This window comes from Streptomyces toyocaensis, from assembly GCF_000725125.1.
GTDB classification, from domain to species: domain Bacteria; phylum Actinomycetota; class Actinomycetes; order Streptomycetales; family Streptomycetaceae; genus Streptomyces; species Streptomyces toyocaensis.
The window spans coordinates 273553-289204 of the sequence record NZ_JFCB01000002.1; the positions used below are offsets into that span (position 1 = coordinate 273553).

The 15652-nt window shown below is 71.4% G+C and carries 16 protein-coding genes; 10 read left to right on the forward strand and 6 right to left on the reverse strand.

Annotated features, from left to right (window positions below):
- Positions 1-21 precede the first annotated feature (21 nt).
- Genes BU52_RS05070 through BU52_RS05080 form a run of 3 tightly spaced genes read right to left on the reverse strand, consistent with a single transcriptional unit; the run spans position 22 to position 2842 of the window.
- Positions 22-603: a NifU family protein gene (locus BU52_RS05070; protein WP_051857923.1), complete on the reverse strand. Its 582-nt coding sequence runs from the start codon at positions 601-603 to the stop codon at positions 22-24.
- 8 nt (positions 604-611) lie between these two features.
- Positions 612-2564 carry a ferrous iron transporter B gene (gene feoB / locus BU52_RS05075; protein ID WP_037928700.1) on the reverse strand — a complete coding sequence of 651 codons (1953 nt, stop codon included), beginning with the start codon at positions 2562-2564 and terminating at the stop codon, positions 612-614.
- The gene (locus tag BU52_RS05080) at positions 2561-2842 is read right to left on the reverse strand and encodes a FeoA family protein (protein ID WP_200881150.1); all 282 of its coding nucleotides are present in this window, start codon (positions 2840-2842) and stop codon (positions 2561-2563) included. The genes feoB and BU52_RS05080 overlap by 4 nt, the downstream gene beginning before the upstream one ends.
- A 289-nt stretch (positions 2843-3131) precedes the next feature.
- Here BU52_RS05080 and BU52_RS05085 point away from each other — a divergent pair, with 289 nt between their 5' ends.
- From BU52_RS05085 to BU52_RS05100, 4 genes are all read left to right on the forward strand, one after another.
- Complete coding sequence (locus BU52_RS05085; RefSeq protein ID WP_037928703.1) at positions 3132-4088, forward strand: GlxA family transcriptional regulator; 957 nt, start codon at positions 3132-3134, stop codon at positions 4086-4088.
- Positions 4089-4194: 106 nt separating this feature from the next.
- Positions 4195-5193, forward strand: coding sequence for a type I glyceraldehyde-3-phosphate dehydrogenase (gene gap / locus BU52_RS05090; RefSeq protein ID WP_037928706.1), 999 nt, complete (start codon positions 4195-4197; stop codon positions 5191-5193).
- A 77-nt stretch (positions 5194-5270) separates the two neighbouring features.
- A complete protein-coding gene (locus BU52_RS36170; protein ID WP_235216257.1) occupies positions 5271-5411 on the forward strand; it encodes an Hsp20/alpha crystallin family protein in 141 nt (46 codons plus the stop codon).
- 100 nt (positions 5412-5511) lie between these two features.
- Positions 5512-6633: a PP2C family protein-serine/threonine phosphatase gene (locus BU52_RS05100; protein WP_051857924.1), complete on the forward strand. Its 1122-nt coding sequence runs from the start codon at positions 5512-5514 to the stop codon at positions 6631-6633.
- A 139-nt stretch (positions 6634-6772) separates the two neighbouring features.
- Here the strand turns inward: BU52_RS05100 and BU52_RS05105 are convergent, their stop codons facing one another.
- Both BU52_RS05105 and BU52_RS05110 read right to left on the reverse strand, forming a co-directional pair.
- Positions 6773-7948, reverse strand: a complete 1176-nt coding sequence (locus tag BU52_RS05105) for an alkane 1-monooxygenase (protein ID WP_037928713.1) — start codon at positions 7946-7948, stop codon at positions 6773-6775.
- Positions 7949-8054: 106 nt separating this feature from the next.
- A complete protein-coding gene (locus tag BU52_RS05110) occupies positions 8055-8717 on the reverse strand; it encodes a TetR family transcriptional regulator (RefSeq protein WP_051857926.1) in 663 nt (220 codons plus the stop codon).
- Positions 8718-8920: 203 nt separating this feature from the next.
- Between BU52_RS05110 and BU52_RS05115 the strand changes: the two genes are divergently transcribed.
- The 5 genes from BU52_RS05115 (at position 8921) to BU52_RS05135 (ending at position 13965) form a co-directional block, all read left to right on the forward strand.
- A complete protein-coding gene (locus tag BU52_RS05115) occupies positions 8921-9868 on the forward strand; it encodes an ABC transporter substrate-binding protein (RefSeq protein WP_051857927.1) in 948 nt (315 codons plus the stop codon).
- 2 nt (positions 9869-9870) lie between these two features.
- On the forward strand, positions 9871-10848 hold the full coding sequence (locus BU52_RS05120) for an amino acid ABC transporter permease (protein WP_051857928.1): 978 nt from the start codon (positions 9871-9873) through the stop codon (positions 10846-10848).
- Positions 10849-10880: 32 nt separating this feature from the next.
- Positions 10881-11633: an amino acid ABC transporter ATP-binding protein gene (locus BU52_RS05125; RefSeq protein WP_037928952.1), complete on the forward strand. Its 753-nt coding sequence runs from the start codon at positions 10881-10883 to the stop codon at positions 11631-11633.
- Positions 11630-12868: a M20 family metallopeptidase gene (locus BU52_RS05130; protein ID WP_037928715.1), complete on the forward strand. Its 1239-nt coding sequence runs from the start codon at positions 11630-11632 to the stop codon at positions 12866-12868. The genes BU52_RS05125 and BU52_RS05130 overlap by 4 nt, the downstream gene beginning before the upstream one ends.
- Before the next feature lie 230 nt (positions 12869-13098).
- A complete protein-coding gene (locus tag BU52_RS05135) occupies positions 13099-13965 on the forward strand; it encodes a MurR/RpiR family transcriptional regulator (protein WP_037928718.1) in 867 nt (288 codons plus the stop codon).
- 53 nt (positions 13966-14018) lie between these two features.
- On the opposite strand, the gene BU52_RS05140 is transcribed toward BU52_RS05135, so the two are convergent.
- Entirely contained in the window at positions 14019-14477 is a 459-nt protein-coding gene (locus tag BU52_RS05140) for a DUF6233 domain-containing protein (protein WP_235216258.1), read from the reverse strand.
- Positions 14478-14565: 88 nt separating this feature from the next.
- Between BU52_RS05140 and BU52_RS05145 the strand changes: the two genes are divergently transcribed.
- Positions 14566-15573, forward strand: coding sequence for a DNA polymerase Y family protein (locus tag BU52_RS05145; RefSeq protein ID WP_037928723.1), 1008 nt, complete (start codon positions 14566-14568; stop codon positions 15571-15573).
- Positions 15574-15652: the final 79 nt, after the last annotated feature.

Below are 15652 nucleotides of genomic sequence, written 5' to 3' on the forward strand. Positions count from 1 at the left end.
GGCTGTACCGCCGGGTGGCCGTCACCGGGTCCGTCGCACGGCCCCCGTGGTGAAGCGCGGGAGGTCCGGTCCGGCGTGCCTGACCTCGACGAGCTGGGGGCACTGCCGGCGCAGCAGTCGCTCCAGCCAGTGGTGGAGGGTGAGCATGGCGGCCGGACATCCGTGGCAGGCGCCGTCGAGACGTACGGTGACGACGCCGTCGTGCACGCCGACCAGTTCGATCGCGCCGCCGTGTGAGCGGGCGCGTTCGCCCACAGGTCCGGCGATGAGGTCCCGTGCGGCGGTGCCGAGCGCTGTGTCGTCACGGGACCGGCCGGCGTCGGCATCGGCGGCGGGGCTCCAACCCGCCGGGTCCTCCAAAGCCTTGTGCAACGCGGTGCGCACCCGGGCCCCGTCCGCCCGCCAGCAGTGGCCCTCGCCGATGCGGGTGACGACGGCTGCGGGTTCGACGCTGACGTGGGCGAGGGTGCCGTCCGCGAGCAGCGCCGCCAGCGCTGCCGGCACCGAGGCGGGTGATCCCGTCCAGGTGAGGACGCCGGCGGGGATGAGCCAGCGCAGCCGGTGCGGGTGGCCGGGAACGGGCTGGGGATGCAGAGGGATCATGGGGCTGCTCACCCACCCGTCAGAGCCGCGGTGATCGTGTGGGCGAGGTACGCCATGAGCCAGGCCGTGACGGTCAGGCAGGTGAAGGCGATCCCCGGCCATTTCCAGGTACCGGTCTCCCGCCGGATGACCGCGACGGTGGCCATGCACTGCAGCGCGTAGGCGAACCAGACCAGCAGCGCTGCGACCGTGGGCGCGGTGAACACCTTCTGGCCCGCACGGGGTCCGTCCTGATGGGCCATGGTCCGCAGCGCGGCAGCCGGATCGTCGGGGTTCTCGGCGGCGGCGACCTGCCCGAGCGTGGCGACGAAGGTCTCCCGGGCCGACTGGGCCGACAGGACGCCGACGTTGATGCGCCAGTCGAAGCCCAGCGGGTCGAAGACGGGGGAGACCAGCCGGCCGAAGTCGGCCGCGTAGCTGTGATCGATCGTGTAGGCGGACACGGTCACGGAGTCGGCGGTGTCGACGCCGGCCGCCTGCAACTGGGCGGGGGAGTGCAACGGCAGGTTCAGCGCCAGCCACAGCGCGATGGAGGTGGCGACGATGACGGTCGAGCACTTGCGCAGGAAGGCCCGGGCGGAGGACCACATCGCCAGGAGAACGTGACGTGGCGCGGGCAGCCGGTAGGGAGGCATCTCCATGAAGAACGGCATGGGTGCGCCGCCCCGGTCGGTGACCTTCTTCATCACCCAGGCGGCTGCCATCGCAGACACGGCACCGAGCAGGTACAGGCCGAACATGACCAGCCCCTGGGCGCCGAACGGGCCCACCCCGGCGGTGGGTTCGACGAGCATTCCGACCAGCAGCACGTAGACCGGCAGCCGGGCGGAACAGGTCATCAGCGGGGCGGCCATCATGGTCGCCAGCCGGTCCTTGGCCGAGGGCAGCGTCCGGGTGGCCATGATGCCGGGGATCGCGCAGGCGAACGACGACAGAAGGGCCACGAAGGCCCGCCCTTCCAGCCCGGCACGCGCCATCACGCGGTCCATCAGGAACGCCGCCCGTGACAGGTAGCCGACGCCTTCGAGCAGGGCGAGCAGCAGGAACAGCAGCATGATCTGCGGGACGAAGACGAGAACGCCGCCGACCCCGCCGATGACGGCGTCGCCGAGAAGCCCGGACAGCCACCGGTTGGTGACGTGGCGGTCGACGAGGGTGGACAGCCACCCGAACAACGACTCCACCTGGTGCTGCAGTGGCGCCGCCAGCGTGAAGACGGTCTGGAAGAACGCCATCATGACCGCGAAGAAGACGATCGATCCCCACACGGGGTGCAGCAGCACGGAGTCGAGACGCCGGGTGGCCCTGTGCCGCTCGGCGGGGCGGTAGTCGGCGAAGGCCACAACCGACTCCGCCCAGGCGTCCAGCTCGGCCGGGTCGGTGGGCGGTGCGAGGACGGGAGCCGGCCAGGACCGCCACGCGGCGATCTCCTCACGCAGTCGCGGGGCACCCAGGCCGCGGTGGCCGACGACGGGGAGCACCGGGACGCCCAGCGCGCTGGAGAGCGCGTCGATGTCCAGGTACCCCTGGCGCACGGCCAGTTCGTCGGTGAAGGTGACCACGACGCAAGTGGGCAGGGAGCGCGAGAGGACCTGCGCGACCAGCGTCAGTGACCTGCGCAGAGTGGTGGCGTCCACGACGAGGAGCAGCGCGTCCGGGCGCGGTGTGCCGTCCAGTCGGCCGTCCAGGACATCCACGGTGATCTGCTCGTCCGGGCTGATCGGCTCCAGGCTGTACGTGCCGGGCAGGTCCTCGATCACATGACCGCGGCCGCCGGCCCGGCAGGTGCCCACGTAACGGGACACGGTGACGCCGGGGTAGTTGCCGGTCTTGGCGTGCAAGCCTGTCAGGGCGTTGAAGACGCTGGTCTTGCCCGCGTTGGGGCTGCCGACCAGCGCGATACGCGCTTCCCCTGTCGTCACCGCGCCCGTGCCGCCGGGCTCGTGACAGCCCGCTGTCACCGCTCCACCCCGGTCGTGCGCACGCATGCGGCCTGTGCCCGGCGCAGGCACACCTCGTAGTCCCTGACCCGGTAGACGGCCGGGTCGCGCAGTGGGGCACGGCGTACGACCTCCACGACCGTTCCGGGCGTGAATCCGAGCGCGCCCAGTCGGCGGGCCGTGCCCGGCGCCGCGTCCGGGACGACCTCTACGACAGTGGCCCGGGAACCGGGCGCGAGATCGGCCAGCGCACGCACCGACACACCCGACACAACCGTCCCCCGACGTTCGTCCGGCACGGCCCCCTCACCACCCACCGTCATCCGCGTCTCCGATACTCCCACCGGGCGGGAACCGCCCGGTCACCGAGTTGTCAGTAAGGTGAGGCTAGCCTTCAGCGGGCCGTTTCATCGCGAGAGAAAGACCCCCGGGAACAAGCCATCCGACCCGGGCCGCAGGACCTATGGCCCCTGGACGGACCGGGCGGTGACTCGAGGGCCCGGGGCAGGTGACCCGACGAGCCGGAGTGCCGTCGGCCCGGCCCGGGCAGGGAGCGTACCGACGTCATGGCCCACGTAACCTCTTCCTGTGCCAGCCTCCCGCCTGCATCGCGTCGCCGTCCTCGTGCTCGAGGGCGCGAAGCCGCTCGACGTCGGCATTCCCGCGCAGGTCTTCACGACCCGCGCGAGCATGCCGTACGAGGTGCGGGTGTGCGGGGCGACACCCGGTCCTGTGACCGGCGGCGACGGTCTCGCGTACTACGTCGCCCACGGCCTGGACGCACTCGCGTGGGCCGACATCGTCTTCGTCCCCGGCTACCGGTTCCCGGACCGCGACGACCCGCCGGGGGCCGTCGTCGAGGCGTTGATCGCCGCCCATCACCGGGGCGCGCGGCTCGCCGCCATCTCGACGGGCGCCTTCGCGCTCGCCGCCACGGGACTGCTCGACGGCCGGCGCGCCACGACGCACTGGCACTACACCCGGACGCTCGTGGCCCGGCACCCGCTCGTCCGGGTGGACGAGAACGTGCTGTTCGTCGACGAGGGCAGCGTGCTCACCTCGGCCGGCGCCGCCTCCGGCATCGACCTGTGCCTGCACATCCTCCGCGGCGATCTCGGCGTGGCCGCGTCCAACCACGCGGCCCGACGTCTGGTCGCCGCCCCCTACCGCAGCGGCGGCCAGGCCCAGTACGTACCGCGCAGCGTCCCCGAGCCGCTCGGCGAACGTTTCGCCGCCACCCGCGAGTGGGCACTGCACCGGCTGGGCGAGCCCCTCACCCTCGATCTGCTGGCACGGCAGGCGGGCGTCTCTCCGCGCACGTTCTCCCGCCGCTTCGTCGAGGAGACCGGCTACACGCCGATGCAGTGGGTGATGCGGGCCCGCGTCGACCTGGCCCGCGAACTGCTCGAGCGCTCCCAGCGCGGCGTCGAACAGATCGCCGCCGACGTCGGGCTCGGCACCGGGGCGAACCTGCGCCTGCACTTCCAGCGCATCCTCGGCACCACACCGACCGAGTACCGGCGCACCTTCACCCGGGGCGAGTAGGGACCGCGGCAGCTCCTGGCGTGATCCTTTCGAACCGTGGCGATCCCGCCACTGTCAGCGGCGCGAGCCGCGAGCGAGCCTGGTGGGGAAGGGAAGGGACTCACTCATGACTCGCATCGCCATCAACGGATTCGGCCGCATCGGACGCAATGTGCTGCGCGCACTGCTGGAGCGCGACAGCGCCCTCGAGATCGTCGCCGTCAACGACCTGACGGAGCCCACCGCTCTGGCCCGGCTGCTCGCCTTCGACAGCACGGCCGGCCGGCTGGGACGCCCGGTGACCGTCGACGGGGACGTCCTCGTCGTCGACGGCCGCCGGATCACGGTGCTGGCCGAACGCGAACCGGCACAGCTGCCCTGGGCCGAACTCGGCATCGACATCGTCCTGGAAGCCACGGGCCGCTTCACCTCGGCCAAGGCCGCCCGGGCCCACCTCGACGCCGGCGCGAAGAAGGTGCTCGTCAGCGCGCCGTCGGACGGCGCCGACGTCACGCTCGCGTTCGGGGTCAACACCGATGCCTACGACCCGGCCGTGCACACCGTCGTCTCGAACGCGTCCTGCACCACCAACGCGCTCGCGCCGCTGGCCGCGGTCCTCGACGAACTCGCCGGTATCGAGCACGGGTTCATGACGACGGTGCACGCCTACACGCAGGAGCAGAACCTGCAGGACGGTCCGCACCGCGACGCCCGCCGTGCCCGGGCCGCCGGCGTCAACATCGTGCCGACCACGACCGGCGCCGCCAAGGCGATCGGCCTGGTCCTGCCGAACCTCGACGGCAAGCTGTCGGGCGACTCGATCCGCGTACCGGTACCGGTGGGTTCGATCGTCGAACTCAACACGACCGTCGCCCGCGACGTGACGCGCGACGACGTGCTGGCGGCGTACCGGGCCGCGGCGGACGGGCCGCTCGCCGGCGTCCTCGAGTACTCGGACGACCCGCTCGTGTCCTCCGACATCGTGGGCAACCCCGCCTCGTCGATCTTCGACTCGGCCCTCACCCGCGTCGACGGCCGCCACGTCAAGGTGGTCGCGTGGTACGACAACGAGTGGGGCTTCTCGAACCGCGTGATCGACACGCTCGAGTTCCTCGCCGCCGGCTGACGGCCTTCCCCCGTACCGGCCGACGCCCGTCCGGTGCGGACGGAGCGGCCCACCGGCTGATTCGCCGCCGCCTGGCGTTGTCGGACGCCCTGGACACGGCCGCCGCCGAGGCGGCCCACGACGACGGTGCCCTCACCCTGCGTGTTCCGCTGGCCGCGCATGCCGAGCCTCGGAAGATCGCCGTCTCCGGCGGAACGCCCGAGCAGCTGACCGCCTGAAGGCCCCGCGGTCCGTCCCGAGTGTCACCGAGGGCTGGATGGCGACCTGGCCCGCAGCTCCAGCAGATCGATGTCCACATCGTCACATAAGATGTGTTTTGTGATCACTTCGGGACGGCTCCGGCGCCGTCATCGTTCGGACGGTGGCCGGCGAGAAGGCGTGCTGCTGTCACCTGTGCTCGTCACCCTGCTCATCGCCGGCCTGGCGGTCTCCACGCCGAGGGAGATCGCCTTCAGCCGTCTGCTTCCCGCGGCACCCGCCCTCGCCGCCGCACTCTGGCCCGTTCTCCCGACGGTCCTGCTGGGGGCGTTCTGCCTGCTGACGATGATCGGGCTCAGCTTCGTCTACTCCGATCTGGGGACGCCGTACACGGCTGCCGCGATCATCGCCGTCACCTTGGCGGCCGCTTACGCGAGCCATCTGCGCCTCCAGCGGGAGGAGACGCTCCTCCAGGTCCGGCTCGTCGCCGACGCGGCCCAGAAGGTACTGCTACGGCCGCTGCCGCACCGGGTCCAGGACGTCGAACTCGAGTCGCTGTACCTGGCGGCCCAGGAGCAGGCCCGGATCGGGGGCGACTTCTACGAGGCCGCCGACACGCCGTACGGTGTCCGGCTGCTCATCGGCGACGTGCGCGGCAAGGGCCTGTCGGCCGTGGGGGCCGCCTCCGCAGTGATCCACTGCTTTCGCGAGAACGCGTACGACCAGCCCGACCTCGAAGCCCTCGTCCGCCGGCTCCAGATCACCATGTCCCGCTACAGCGCCGCGATCTCCGCCGACGACCGGCCGGAGCACTTCGCCACCGCGCTGATCGCCGAGATCCCGTACGACAGGGAGCAGGTCAGAATCCTCAACTGCGGTCATCCGCCACCCGTGTTCGTACGCGGAGGACGGATCCACGTTCTCGAGCCCACGTCCACCTCGACCCCCCTCAATCTCTCGGTACTCCTGGGCGACCACTACTACGTCGACACCGTCGTCTTCGTCCCGGGTGATCAGATGCTGCTCTACACGGACGGCGTGACGGAGACCCGCGACCGGGCCGGCGAGTTCTTCCCGCTGGCGGACTGGGCGCGGGAGCACCACCAGGCACCGCCCCGCGAACTGCTGGACCGGCTGCACGCTGACCTGCTGCGCTACACGGGCGGAAGGCTCGACGACGACATCGCGGCCCTGGCCGTACGCCGCCGCCACACCGGCCCACGACCTCTCCGCCCCGAATGAGCCAGGCATGGGGCGGCGGCTGCGGCTTGTGTGTCTCACAACCAGCCGCGGGCGCTCAATGGTGCTCCGAGTTCGCTGGTGAGCTGCTGGTTGAGGTCCCGTAGCGATCTGGTCGCGATGCCGGTGGCGCAGTGCCATGTCATCCGGTCTGCCCCGGATCACCGGCGTAGTGTTCCGTCCGCCGGTGATGCACGTTGGCCCGCCTCGTGTCGCCTCCGTAGTGCGCCAGCACTTTCGGGTCCATCACCCGGCGCCACAGCGGGGTCAGCCACGCCAGGACGATCATCGAGGCGTAGCCGGAGGGCAGTTGGGGCGCCTCGTCGAAGTGGCGCAGTGTCTGGTAGCGGCGCAGCGGGTTCGCGTGGTGGTCGGAGTGCCGTTGGAGTTGGTACAGGAAGATGTTGCTGGTGGTGTTGTTGCTGTTCCAGCTGTGGCGCGGGGCGACGCGTTCGTACCGCCCGTCCGGGCGGCGTTCACGCAACAGGCCGTAGTGTTCCAGATAGTTGACCGTCTCCAGCAGCAGTATCCCGCACGCCGCCTGGACGAGCAGGTAGGGCAGGACCACCGGTCCGAAGAGGGCGGCGAGCGTGCCGAAGACCAGGGCGGTCAGTGCCCACGCGGTCAGCACGTCGTTGCGGTGCGACCAGACGCGGTGCCGTCGGCGGTCCAGGCGACGGGCCTCCAGGCGCCAGGCCGACCTCACACTCCCCGCGACCGTCCGCGGCAGGAACGCCCACAGGCTCTCGCCCAGCCGCGAACTGGCGGGGTCCTCGGGTGTGGCCACACGGATATGGTGGCCATGGTTGTGCTCGACGTAGAAGTGGCCGTAGGCGGACTGGGCCAGCGCGAGGCGGGCCAGACGGCGTTCCACCGTCTCCCGCTTGTGCCCGAGCTCGTGGGCCGTGTTGATGGCGACTCCGGCGACGACGCCGACCGTGGCGGCGAGCCCCAGCGCGTCCGGCGCGCTCATGCCGTCGGACCACGACAGACACGCGTACAGCAGCCCGGCGTACTGCAGGGGCAGGTACAGGTACGTGCACCAGCGGTAGTAGCGGTCCTCCTCGAGCAGCGGGATCGCTTCGTCGGGCGGGTTCTCCTGGTCCGGGCCGATCAGCGTGTCGAGCAGCGGGATGATCACGAAGGCGAAGAACGGCCCCCACCACCACAGCGCCTGCCAGTCGCTGACGGCGACCAGCGCCGCGGCCTGGAAGGGCAGTGTGGGTACGGCGAGGCCGAGCAGCCACGCATAGCGCCTGCGGTCACGCCAGGGGGTGCCGGCGGGGGATGCGGGAGATGTCGTCGACGGTGCGGTCATCGGCTGTGCTCCTTGCGGGCGTTGGGGATGCGGAGACGCGGCAGAGAGTGGCATCGGCGACCGTCGCTGACAACCGGGGACGCCGTGTCAACGTTGTGACCCTCCGTCAGTCACCGGCCGGTGACGGACCCGTCTCTCGTGCCAGCACCCCCAGCGCCGCCGCGGTGATGAGCTCGGCCGACCCGCGCAGCGTGTGTTCGGGCGGAGGCAGCACGATGTGCGAGAGGGTCAGGCGCACGATGACATCGGCCGCCTGGTCCGTCCGTACGGTGTCGAACCGTTGGTAATGGGACTGGCACCACGACCTCACCAGCAGCCGTGCCCCCGTGACGACGGGGTCCGAGCGTGCCGTGAGGTAGGGGAGCAGGGCATCCGTACCGTCGCGGGCCGCCTTCACCACCGAGACGACGAGCACGTTCTCCCGGGCCTCTTTCAGCGCGTACAGGATCGCGGCGGCCAACGCGTCCGACGCGGTCGGTGCCGGCTGCAGCAGGGCGCGGTCCACACCGATGAGGAAGCGCTCCGCCTCACGCCGTACCAGCGCCCGGCTCAGTCCGCCTCGGCTGCCGAACTCCTTGTACACCGTGGGCCGTGACACCTCGGCGCGGGATGCCACCTGCGACAGGCTCACGGAGTCCCAGCCCTTCTCCGCCGCCATGGCGCGTGCCGCGTCCAGGACGTCGTCACGCATCTTTCTCCGCCAGGCCTCGCGGGGCGGCAGCGCGACCGCCGGACGGTTCGAGGCTTCGGTGAACGATGTGTCCTCCATGGCGCTCCCTTGAGTTCGTCGTGGGCCGGGTGTGCCGACGGACGTTACAGATCGGGCACTCCAGAGGGAATATGTACGACCGGATGCGCTCACGCCAACGTAACGTGAGATACATCTAGTCAGAACCAGAGGCTTTCTGTAACTTCCGGATCGTGGTCGGCGGCCCCTCCGCCGGCCAAGACTCCCGAGAGGTCCGATCCGCCATGAACGCTCGCACGGCCCGCCCCCTGGCGGCCGCCACCGTAGTGACCACCGCCCTTGCCGCGCTCACTGCCTGCTCCGGTGGTGACGACTCCGCACCTGCGGCGAGCGGCAGCGTCTCCGTCGCCGGCGTCACGATCGAGAAGGATCCCGCACTGCACGCCGCGCTGCCCGAGGAGATCAGGGACGCGGGCACCGTCAAGGTCGCCACCGACGTGCCGTATCCGCCCTTCGAGATGTACATGAAGGAGGGCGGGAGCGAGCTGACGGGCCTCGACTACGACCTCGGCCAGGCCCTGGGCGCCAAGCTGGGCGTGCGGTTCACCTTCGCCCCGCAGAAGTTCGACGGGATCGTCCCGGCCATCCAGGCCGGCAAGTTCCACGCGGCGATGTCGGCCATCACCGACAACAAGGAACGGCAGAAGGTCGTCGACTTCGTCGACTACTCGCAGTCCGGCTCCGGCATCCTCGTCGCCGAGGGCAACCCCGGGAAGATCGCCACCCTGGACGACCTGTGCGGGAACAAGGTGGCCGTGCAGACCGCCACCAACCAGCTCGACCTGCTCAAGAGCCACCAGGCCGAGTGCGCGAAGGCGGGCGGCAGCAAGATCGACATCCAGACCTTCCCCAAGGACTCCGACGCCCAACTCGCCCTGCGCTCCGGCAAGGTCGTCGCCCAGGTGCTGACCAAGCCGGCCGCCGGATGGACCGCCAAGACCGCCGACGACGGCAAGACCTTCGACCTCGTCGAGGACCCCGCCGCCCCCGGCGGTTACCACGCCTCGCCCAACGGCATCGCCGTCAGCAAGGACCTGCCGGAACTGACCGATGCCATCCAGAAGGCCCTCCAGTCCCTCATCGACGACGGCACCGCCACCAGGATCTTCGAGAAGTACGGTGTCGCCTCCATCGCCGTGAAGGAAGCCACCAGGAACGCGGCGGTCGACTGATCATGGTCGAGCTGAAGACACCCCGGGACACCGCCGCGCCCGCCCACGGTCACGCGGCGGACGACCTCGTCGTCGTGCCGGTACGCCACCACGGCCGCTGGGTGGCCGCCGCGGCGGCCTTCACCGCCCTGGCGGGGCTGCTCGGATCGCTGGCCCGGAACGACAACCTGCGCTGGGACATCGTCGGCGAGTACCTCTTCGCCGACCTCGTCTTCGACGGCCTGTTCACCACCCTGTGGCTGACCGCCGCCGCCATGGTCCTCGGACTCGCCCTGGGCACGCTGATCGCGGTCATGCGGCTCTCCCCCAGCCCCGTCCTCCACGGGCTCGCCACCCTCTTCGTGTGGATCTTCCGCGGCACTCCGCTGCTCGTGCAGATCATCTTCTGGGGGTACGCGGCCGCCCTCTACAAGTACGTGATGATCGGCATCCCGTTCACCGACATCACCTTCTTCCGGGCCGAGACGAACTCCCTGCTGACCCCGGCCGTCGCGGCACTGCTCGCCCTCGGGCTCAACGAGGCCGCCTACGCCTCCGAGATCGTGCGCGCCGGTATCCAGTCGGTCGACACAGGACAGGCCGAGGCCGCGCACTCGCTGGGTATGCGTCCCGCGCTCACCATGCGCCGGATCGTGCTGCCCCAGGCGATGCGCGTCATCATCCCCCCGATGGGCAACGAGACCATCAACATGCTGAAGATGACCGCCCTGGTGTCGGTCATCTCCGCCCACGACCTGATGTCCAACATCCAGGACGTGTACGCCCAGAACTACCAGGTCATCCCCATGCTCGTCGTCGCGAGCCTGTGGTACCTCGCCCTGGTGACCCTGCTCGGCATCCCGCAGGCCTGGCTGGAGCGCCGCTACGGCCGCGGTACTTCCCGCGCCCAGCACGTCTCCCCTCTGCGGCGCCTGCTCGGCGGAGTCGCCCGGACCACGCGCAGGGGAAGCCGCGTCATGAACAAGGAGGCGGGCCGGTGAGCGCCCCCACGGAGCAGGCCGGGAGCGTGCCGATGGTGCACGCGAAAGGTGTGCGCAAGCACTACGGCAGGCTGGAGGTCCTCAGGGGCATCGACCTCACCGTCCGGCGGGGCAGCGTGTGCTGCCTGCTCGGTCCGTCAGGCTCGGGCAAGTCCACCTTCCTGCGCTGCATCAACCACCTCGAGAGGGTCGACGGCGGCCGGCTCACCGTCGACGGCGAGCTCGTCGGTTACCGCCGGCACGGTGGCAAACTGCACGAACTGCGGGAACGGGAAGTGGCCGAGCGCCGCCGCGACATCGGCATGGTGTTCCAGCGTTTCAACCTCTTCCCGCACATGACGGCGCTGGAGAACGTCATCGAGGCACCCGTACGGGTCGCCGGGGTGGCCAGGGCACACGCCCGTGAGGAGGCGCGGCAGCTGCTGGAGAGAGTCGGCCTCGCCGACCGCGCCGGCCACTACCCCTCGCAGCTCTCCGGCGGCCAGCAGCAGCGGGTGGCCATCGCCCGCGCCCTCGCGATGAAACCCAAGCTGATGCTGTTCGACGAGCCGACCTCGGCCCTCGACCCGGAACTCGTCGGTGACGTCCTCGACGTGATGCGGCAGTTGGCCGACGACGGGATGACGATGGTCGTCGTCACGCACGAGATCGGCTTCGCCCGTGAAGTGGGCGACACGGCGGTCTTCATGGACGAGGGCGTCATCGTCGAGGCCGGCGACCCACGGCAGGTCCTGGTCGACCCCGAACAGGAACGAACCCGCGCGTTCCTGTCGAAGGTCCTGTGAGCGCCCCCTCCCGGAAGCGGCCCGGACCCCGTCCCGTCGACCTGCTCGGCCCGGCCCGCAGCCGTCTCCGGCGCTACCTGCACGACCTCGCCGACCTCGTGGCCACCGACTCCGGCTCGTACAGCCCCGACGGGGTCAACGCGGTCGCCGACTGGGTGCAGACGCGCCTGACGTCGCTCGGATTCGCCGTCGAACGGATCCGGCCGCCTGCCGCGGACGGCCCGCCCGTGGCCGCCCTCCGCACGGGCGACGTGCTGGTCGCCCGCAAGGCCGGCCGTCTCACCGAGGCGGACGGCGGGCGCAGGATCCTGCTCGCCGCCCATATGGACACCGTGTTCGAGGACGGGACCGCCGCCGAGCGGCCCTTCACCCTTGATGGCACGCGGGCCCACGGGCCCGGAGTCAGCGACGACAAGGGCGGGTTGCTGGCCGGTCTGACCGCGCTGGACCTGCTGCAGGAACAAGGGGAGTCCCCATACGCCGAGCTGGTGTTCCTGGCCACCCCGGACGAGGAGATCGGGTCCCCGGTCAGCCGGCGGATCACCGAGGAGGTCGCCCGTGGCGTCGACCACGCCCTCGGCCTGGAGTGCGCGCGCGAGAACGGGGACCTGGTACTCGCCCGCAAGGGCGTCGCGGACTTCCGGCTCACCGTCACCGGCCGCGCCGCCCATGCCGGTATCGAACCCGAGCGCGGCGCCAACGCGGCCCTCGCCGCGGCCCACCTCGTCGTGGCCCTGCAGGCCCTCAACGGGCGCTGGGACGGAGTCACCGTCAACGTCGGCGTCGTCCGGGCCGGCCACCGCCCCAACATCGTCTGCCCCGAGGCCGAACTCCGCCTGGAGGTACGCGCGCCCACCGCCACCGACGAGCGCAGGGCGAGGCGGGCCATCGAAGAGGCAGCCGCACGCCCCGCGGTGCCCGGCACCGCCGTGACCGTCGAACAACTCGACCACTGCCCGCCGATGGAGGCGACCGAGGCGTCACAGCGGATGTTCGCCGCGGCCCAGCGGGCGGCGGCCGCACTCGGATTCACCCTCGGGGCCACGGCCACCGGCGGCGTCGGTGACGCCAACCTGATCTCCGGCACGGGCGTTCCGGTCCTGGACGGCCTCGGTCCGGTCGGCGGCGCCGACCACAGCCCGCAGGAGTGGCTGGACACCACGACCGTGCCCCAGCGCGTCGCCCTGCTGGCCTCGCTGATCACCATCCTCGGTGACGGCGGCAACGACGCATGATCCAGAGCCCTCGGCCGTGACACGCCCCGGCCGAGGGCCCTGCCCGCACCGACGTCCGACACCTCCCGAGGAGCACCCATGCGCGAGCGTTCCCGCCCCCGCCGGCGCCACGTCCTCGCTCCCGACGCCGTCGGCGGTCCGGGACCGGCCGGCAGGTCCGGCCGGTCCCGGCCGCCCGCGCGGGCACTAGGCTCGGCACCGGCGCCCCGCAAGATCCGAAAGGAGCCCTCATGGCCTCCGGCACTCTCGCCGACGACATCCGCCTCAAGCTGGGCACCCTCAGCCCCGCCGAGCGGAAGGTCGCGCGGGTGCTCCTGGCCGCCTACCCCGCCGCGGGCTTCGAGACCGTCGCCACGATCGCCGAACGCGCCGCCGTCAGCGGGCCCACGGTCCTGCGCTTCGTCGCCCGCCTCGGGTTCGGCGGGTTCCCCGAATTCCAGGCCGCCCTGCGCGCCGAACTCGACCAGCGCAACGCCTCGCCGCTCTCCCTGTACGAGGAGACGGGGGACGACACCACCGGCGACGACTCGGCTGCGGGCCTCATGGCCCGCAGCAGCAAACTGTTCACCACCGCCGTGGCCCGGACCCTGGCCGAAACCCCGCCGCACGACCTGGAACGGGCCATCACGCTGCTGTCCGACCGCAAGCGCCGGATCACCCTGGTCGGCGGCCGGTTCACGCACCTGCTCGCCCAGTACCTCGGCCTGCACCTGATGCAGTTGCGCGGCGACGTCCACATCCTGCCCGAACGCGACGTCGAACGGGCCGCCGCCCTGGCCCGGCTCGGCCGCCGGGACGTCCTCGTGGTCTTCGACTACCGCCGCTACGAGAGCGACAAGATGGCCCTCGCCCAGCTCGCGCAGGACCAGGGCGGCAAGGTCGTCGTGTTCACCGACACCTGGCTCTCACCCACCAGCGCGCACGCCGAGGTCGTCCTGCCCAGCCAGGTCACCACTCCCTCCCCGTACGACAGCCTCGTGCCCACCCTCGCCGTCATCGAGACCGTCGTCGCGGGCCTCATCACCGCGCTCGGCGACGAGGCCCACCAGCACATGAGGCGCACCGAGGACGTCTCCCGCCGTACCGGGCTGGTGTGACCGGACCTCAGCAGCGCCGCCTCTGCGGCGAGGGAGCGCCGCCGGGCGCGGGGTCAGGGGCGGACGCCGTTGTGCTGCACGCCGGGCCCCACCTGTCCATGAACCGTGGCGACCGGACGGTTCCAGTGCTCGATCAACGGCACCGCGGCGGCAGCGAGGGCCGGGCGGCCGGATAAGTCGGTGATGCCGAGCAGGCTGTCGGGCCGGCAGTGCCCGCACGCTTTCAGTCCCGCGGCGAGCAGGCGGCGGGCTTCCTCCCGGTCGACGGAGCGGCGCCGCCTGCCGGCCATGTGGCAGTCCCCGGCGTGCACCTGCAGGGGTGGGCGCTGGTCGCCGATGCCGAGTTCGACGATCCAATCCGGCGGTGCCGGCCGGTTGCGGCGCCCACGCTCCTGTTCGGCCTGCCGCCTGGTGAGGGCGGCGATCTTGGCGTCGATGCGCTGCAGCCACAGGGTGTGCCAGACCCGCAAGGTGTGCAGGCGGTCGAGGTCGGGCGGCAAGTCGTCGAACATATTTTTGATTCTATGCCCATGATCCATCACTCGCGCACTCGCGTGTTCGATTTTTCGTTCGATAACGTGGGTGGTGGAGGTGGCTGTCATGACCGCAGAGGCCCTACCGGCACGTGAGGTGCCGACGGTGATGCATGTGCGCTGTCCCGACCGGCTGCCGGAGCCGACCTACCGGCGGGTGCTGGAAGAGCTCACCGAGCTGTCACCCGTGGTGCAGGCGTTGCCGCCCTCGGCGGCTCTGGTCGAGCTGAAGGGTGCCTTGCGCTACCACGGCACGGACACCCTGCGGCTGGGAGAGATGCTGAGGGTCCGCACGGTCTCCCGGCTCGGTGTCGACGTCCGTGTCGGGATCGGCCCCACGGTCACGGTCGCGGCCACCGCGTCCGCCCAGGTGCCCGAGCCGGGCGGTGTCCTGGCCGTCACGCCCGGCCGGGCAGCCGACTGGCTCGCTCCGCTGCCGGTCCAGGCGCTGCACGGCATCGGCCCGCGCCAGGCCGAAGCCCTGCACGAGTACGGCGTCCACACCGTCGGCCTGCTCGCCGCCGTCTCCCCGGCAACCGTGCAGCGCCTGCTCGGAGGCCAGGCCGGCCGGACGGCCGCCGACAGGGCCCGCGGCGTCGACCCACGCCCCGTCGTGCCCCGCGCCCTGCCGGCCTCCGCGACCGTCCGCCGCACCTTCGACCGTCAGGCGATCGACGGCGCCGCGGTCCGCGCGGCCCTCCTCGACCTGGTCGTCCAGCTCGGGCGGCTGTTGCGCCGCCGAGGCCAGGCCGCCCGCGCCCTGACCCTCACCCTGCGCTTCGCCGGCGGCGCCGCCTGGGAGAAGACCCGCCGCCTGACCGAGCCGTCCGCGCACGACGACGATCTGCGCGCCCTTGCCTACCGGCTGATGGATGCCGCCGGCCTGCAGCGCGGGCGTCTCACCGGCCTGGTCCTGAAGGGCGAGGACCTCGCCGACGCCGATCAGGTCGCCCGGCAGATCAGCCTGGACAGCGCCCGCGAGGCCCGCCTGGTCGCCGAAGCGGCCATGGACCGCATCCGCGACAAGTTCGGACCCGACGTCATCGGCCCGGCCGCGACACGCCGTGCGTCGTGAACCCGGCGTCGCCATCCCGCGAGGAGGGGCCGTGCTTGTGTCACCTCGGCCGCCGGCAGGAAAGAGGCCGGTAGGGTGG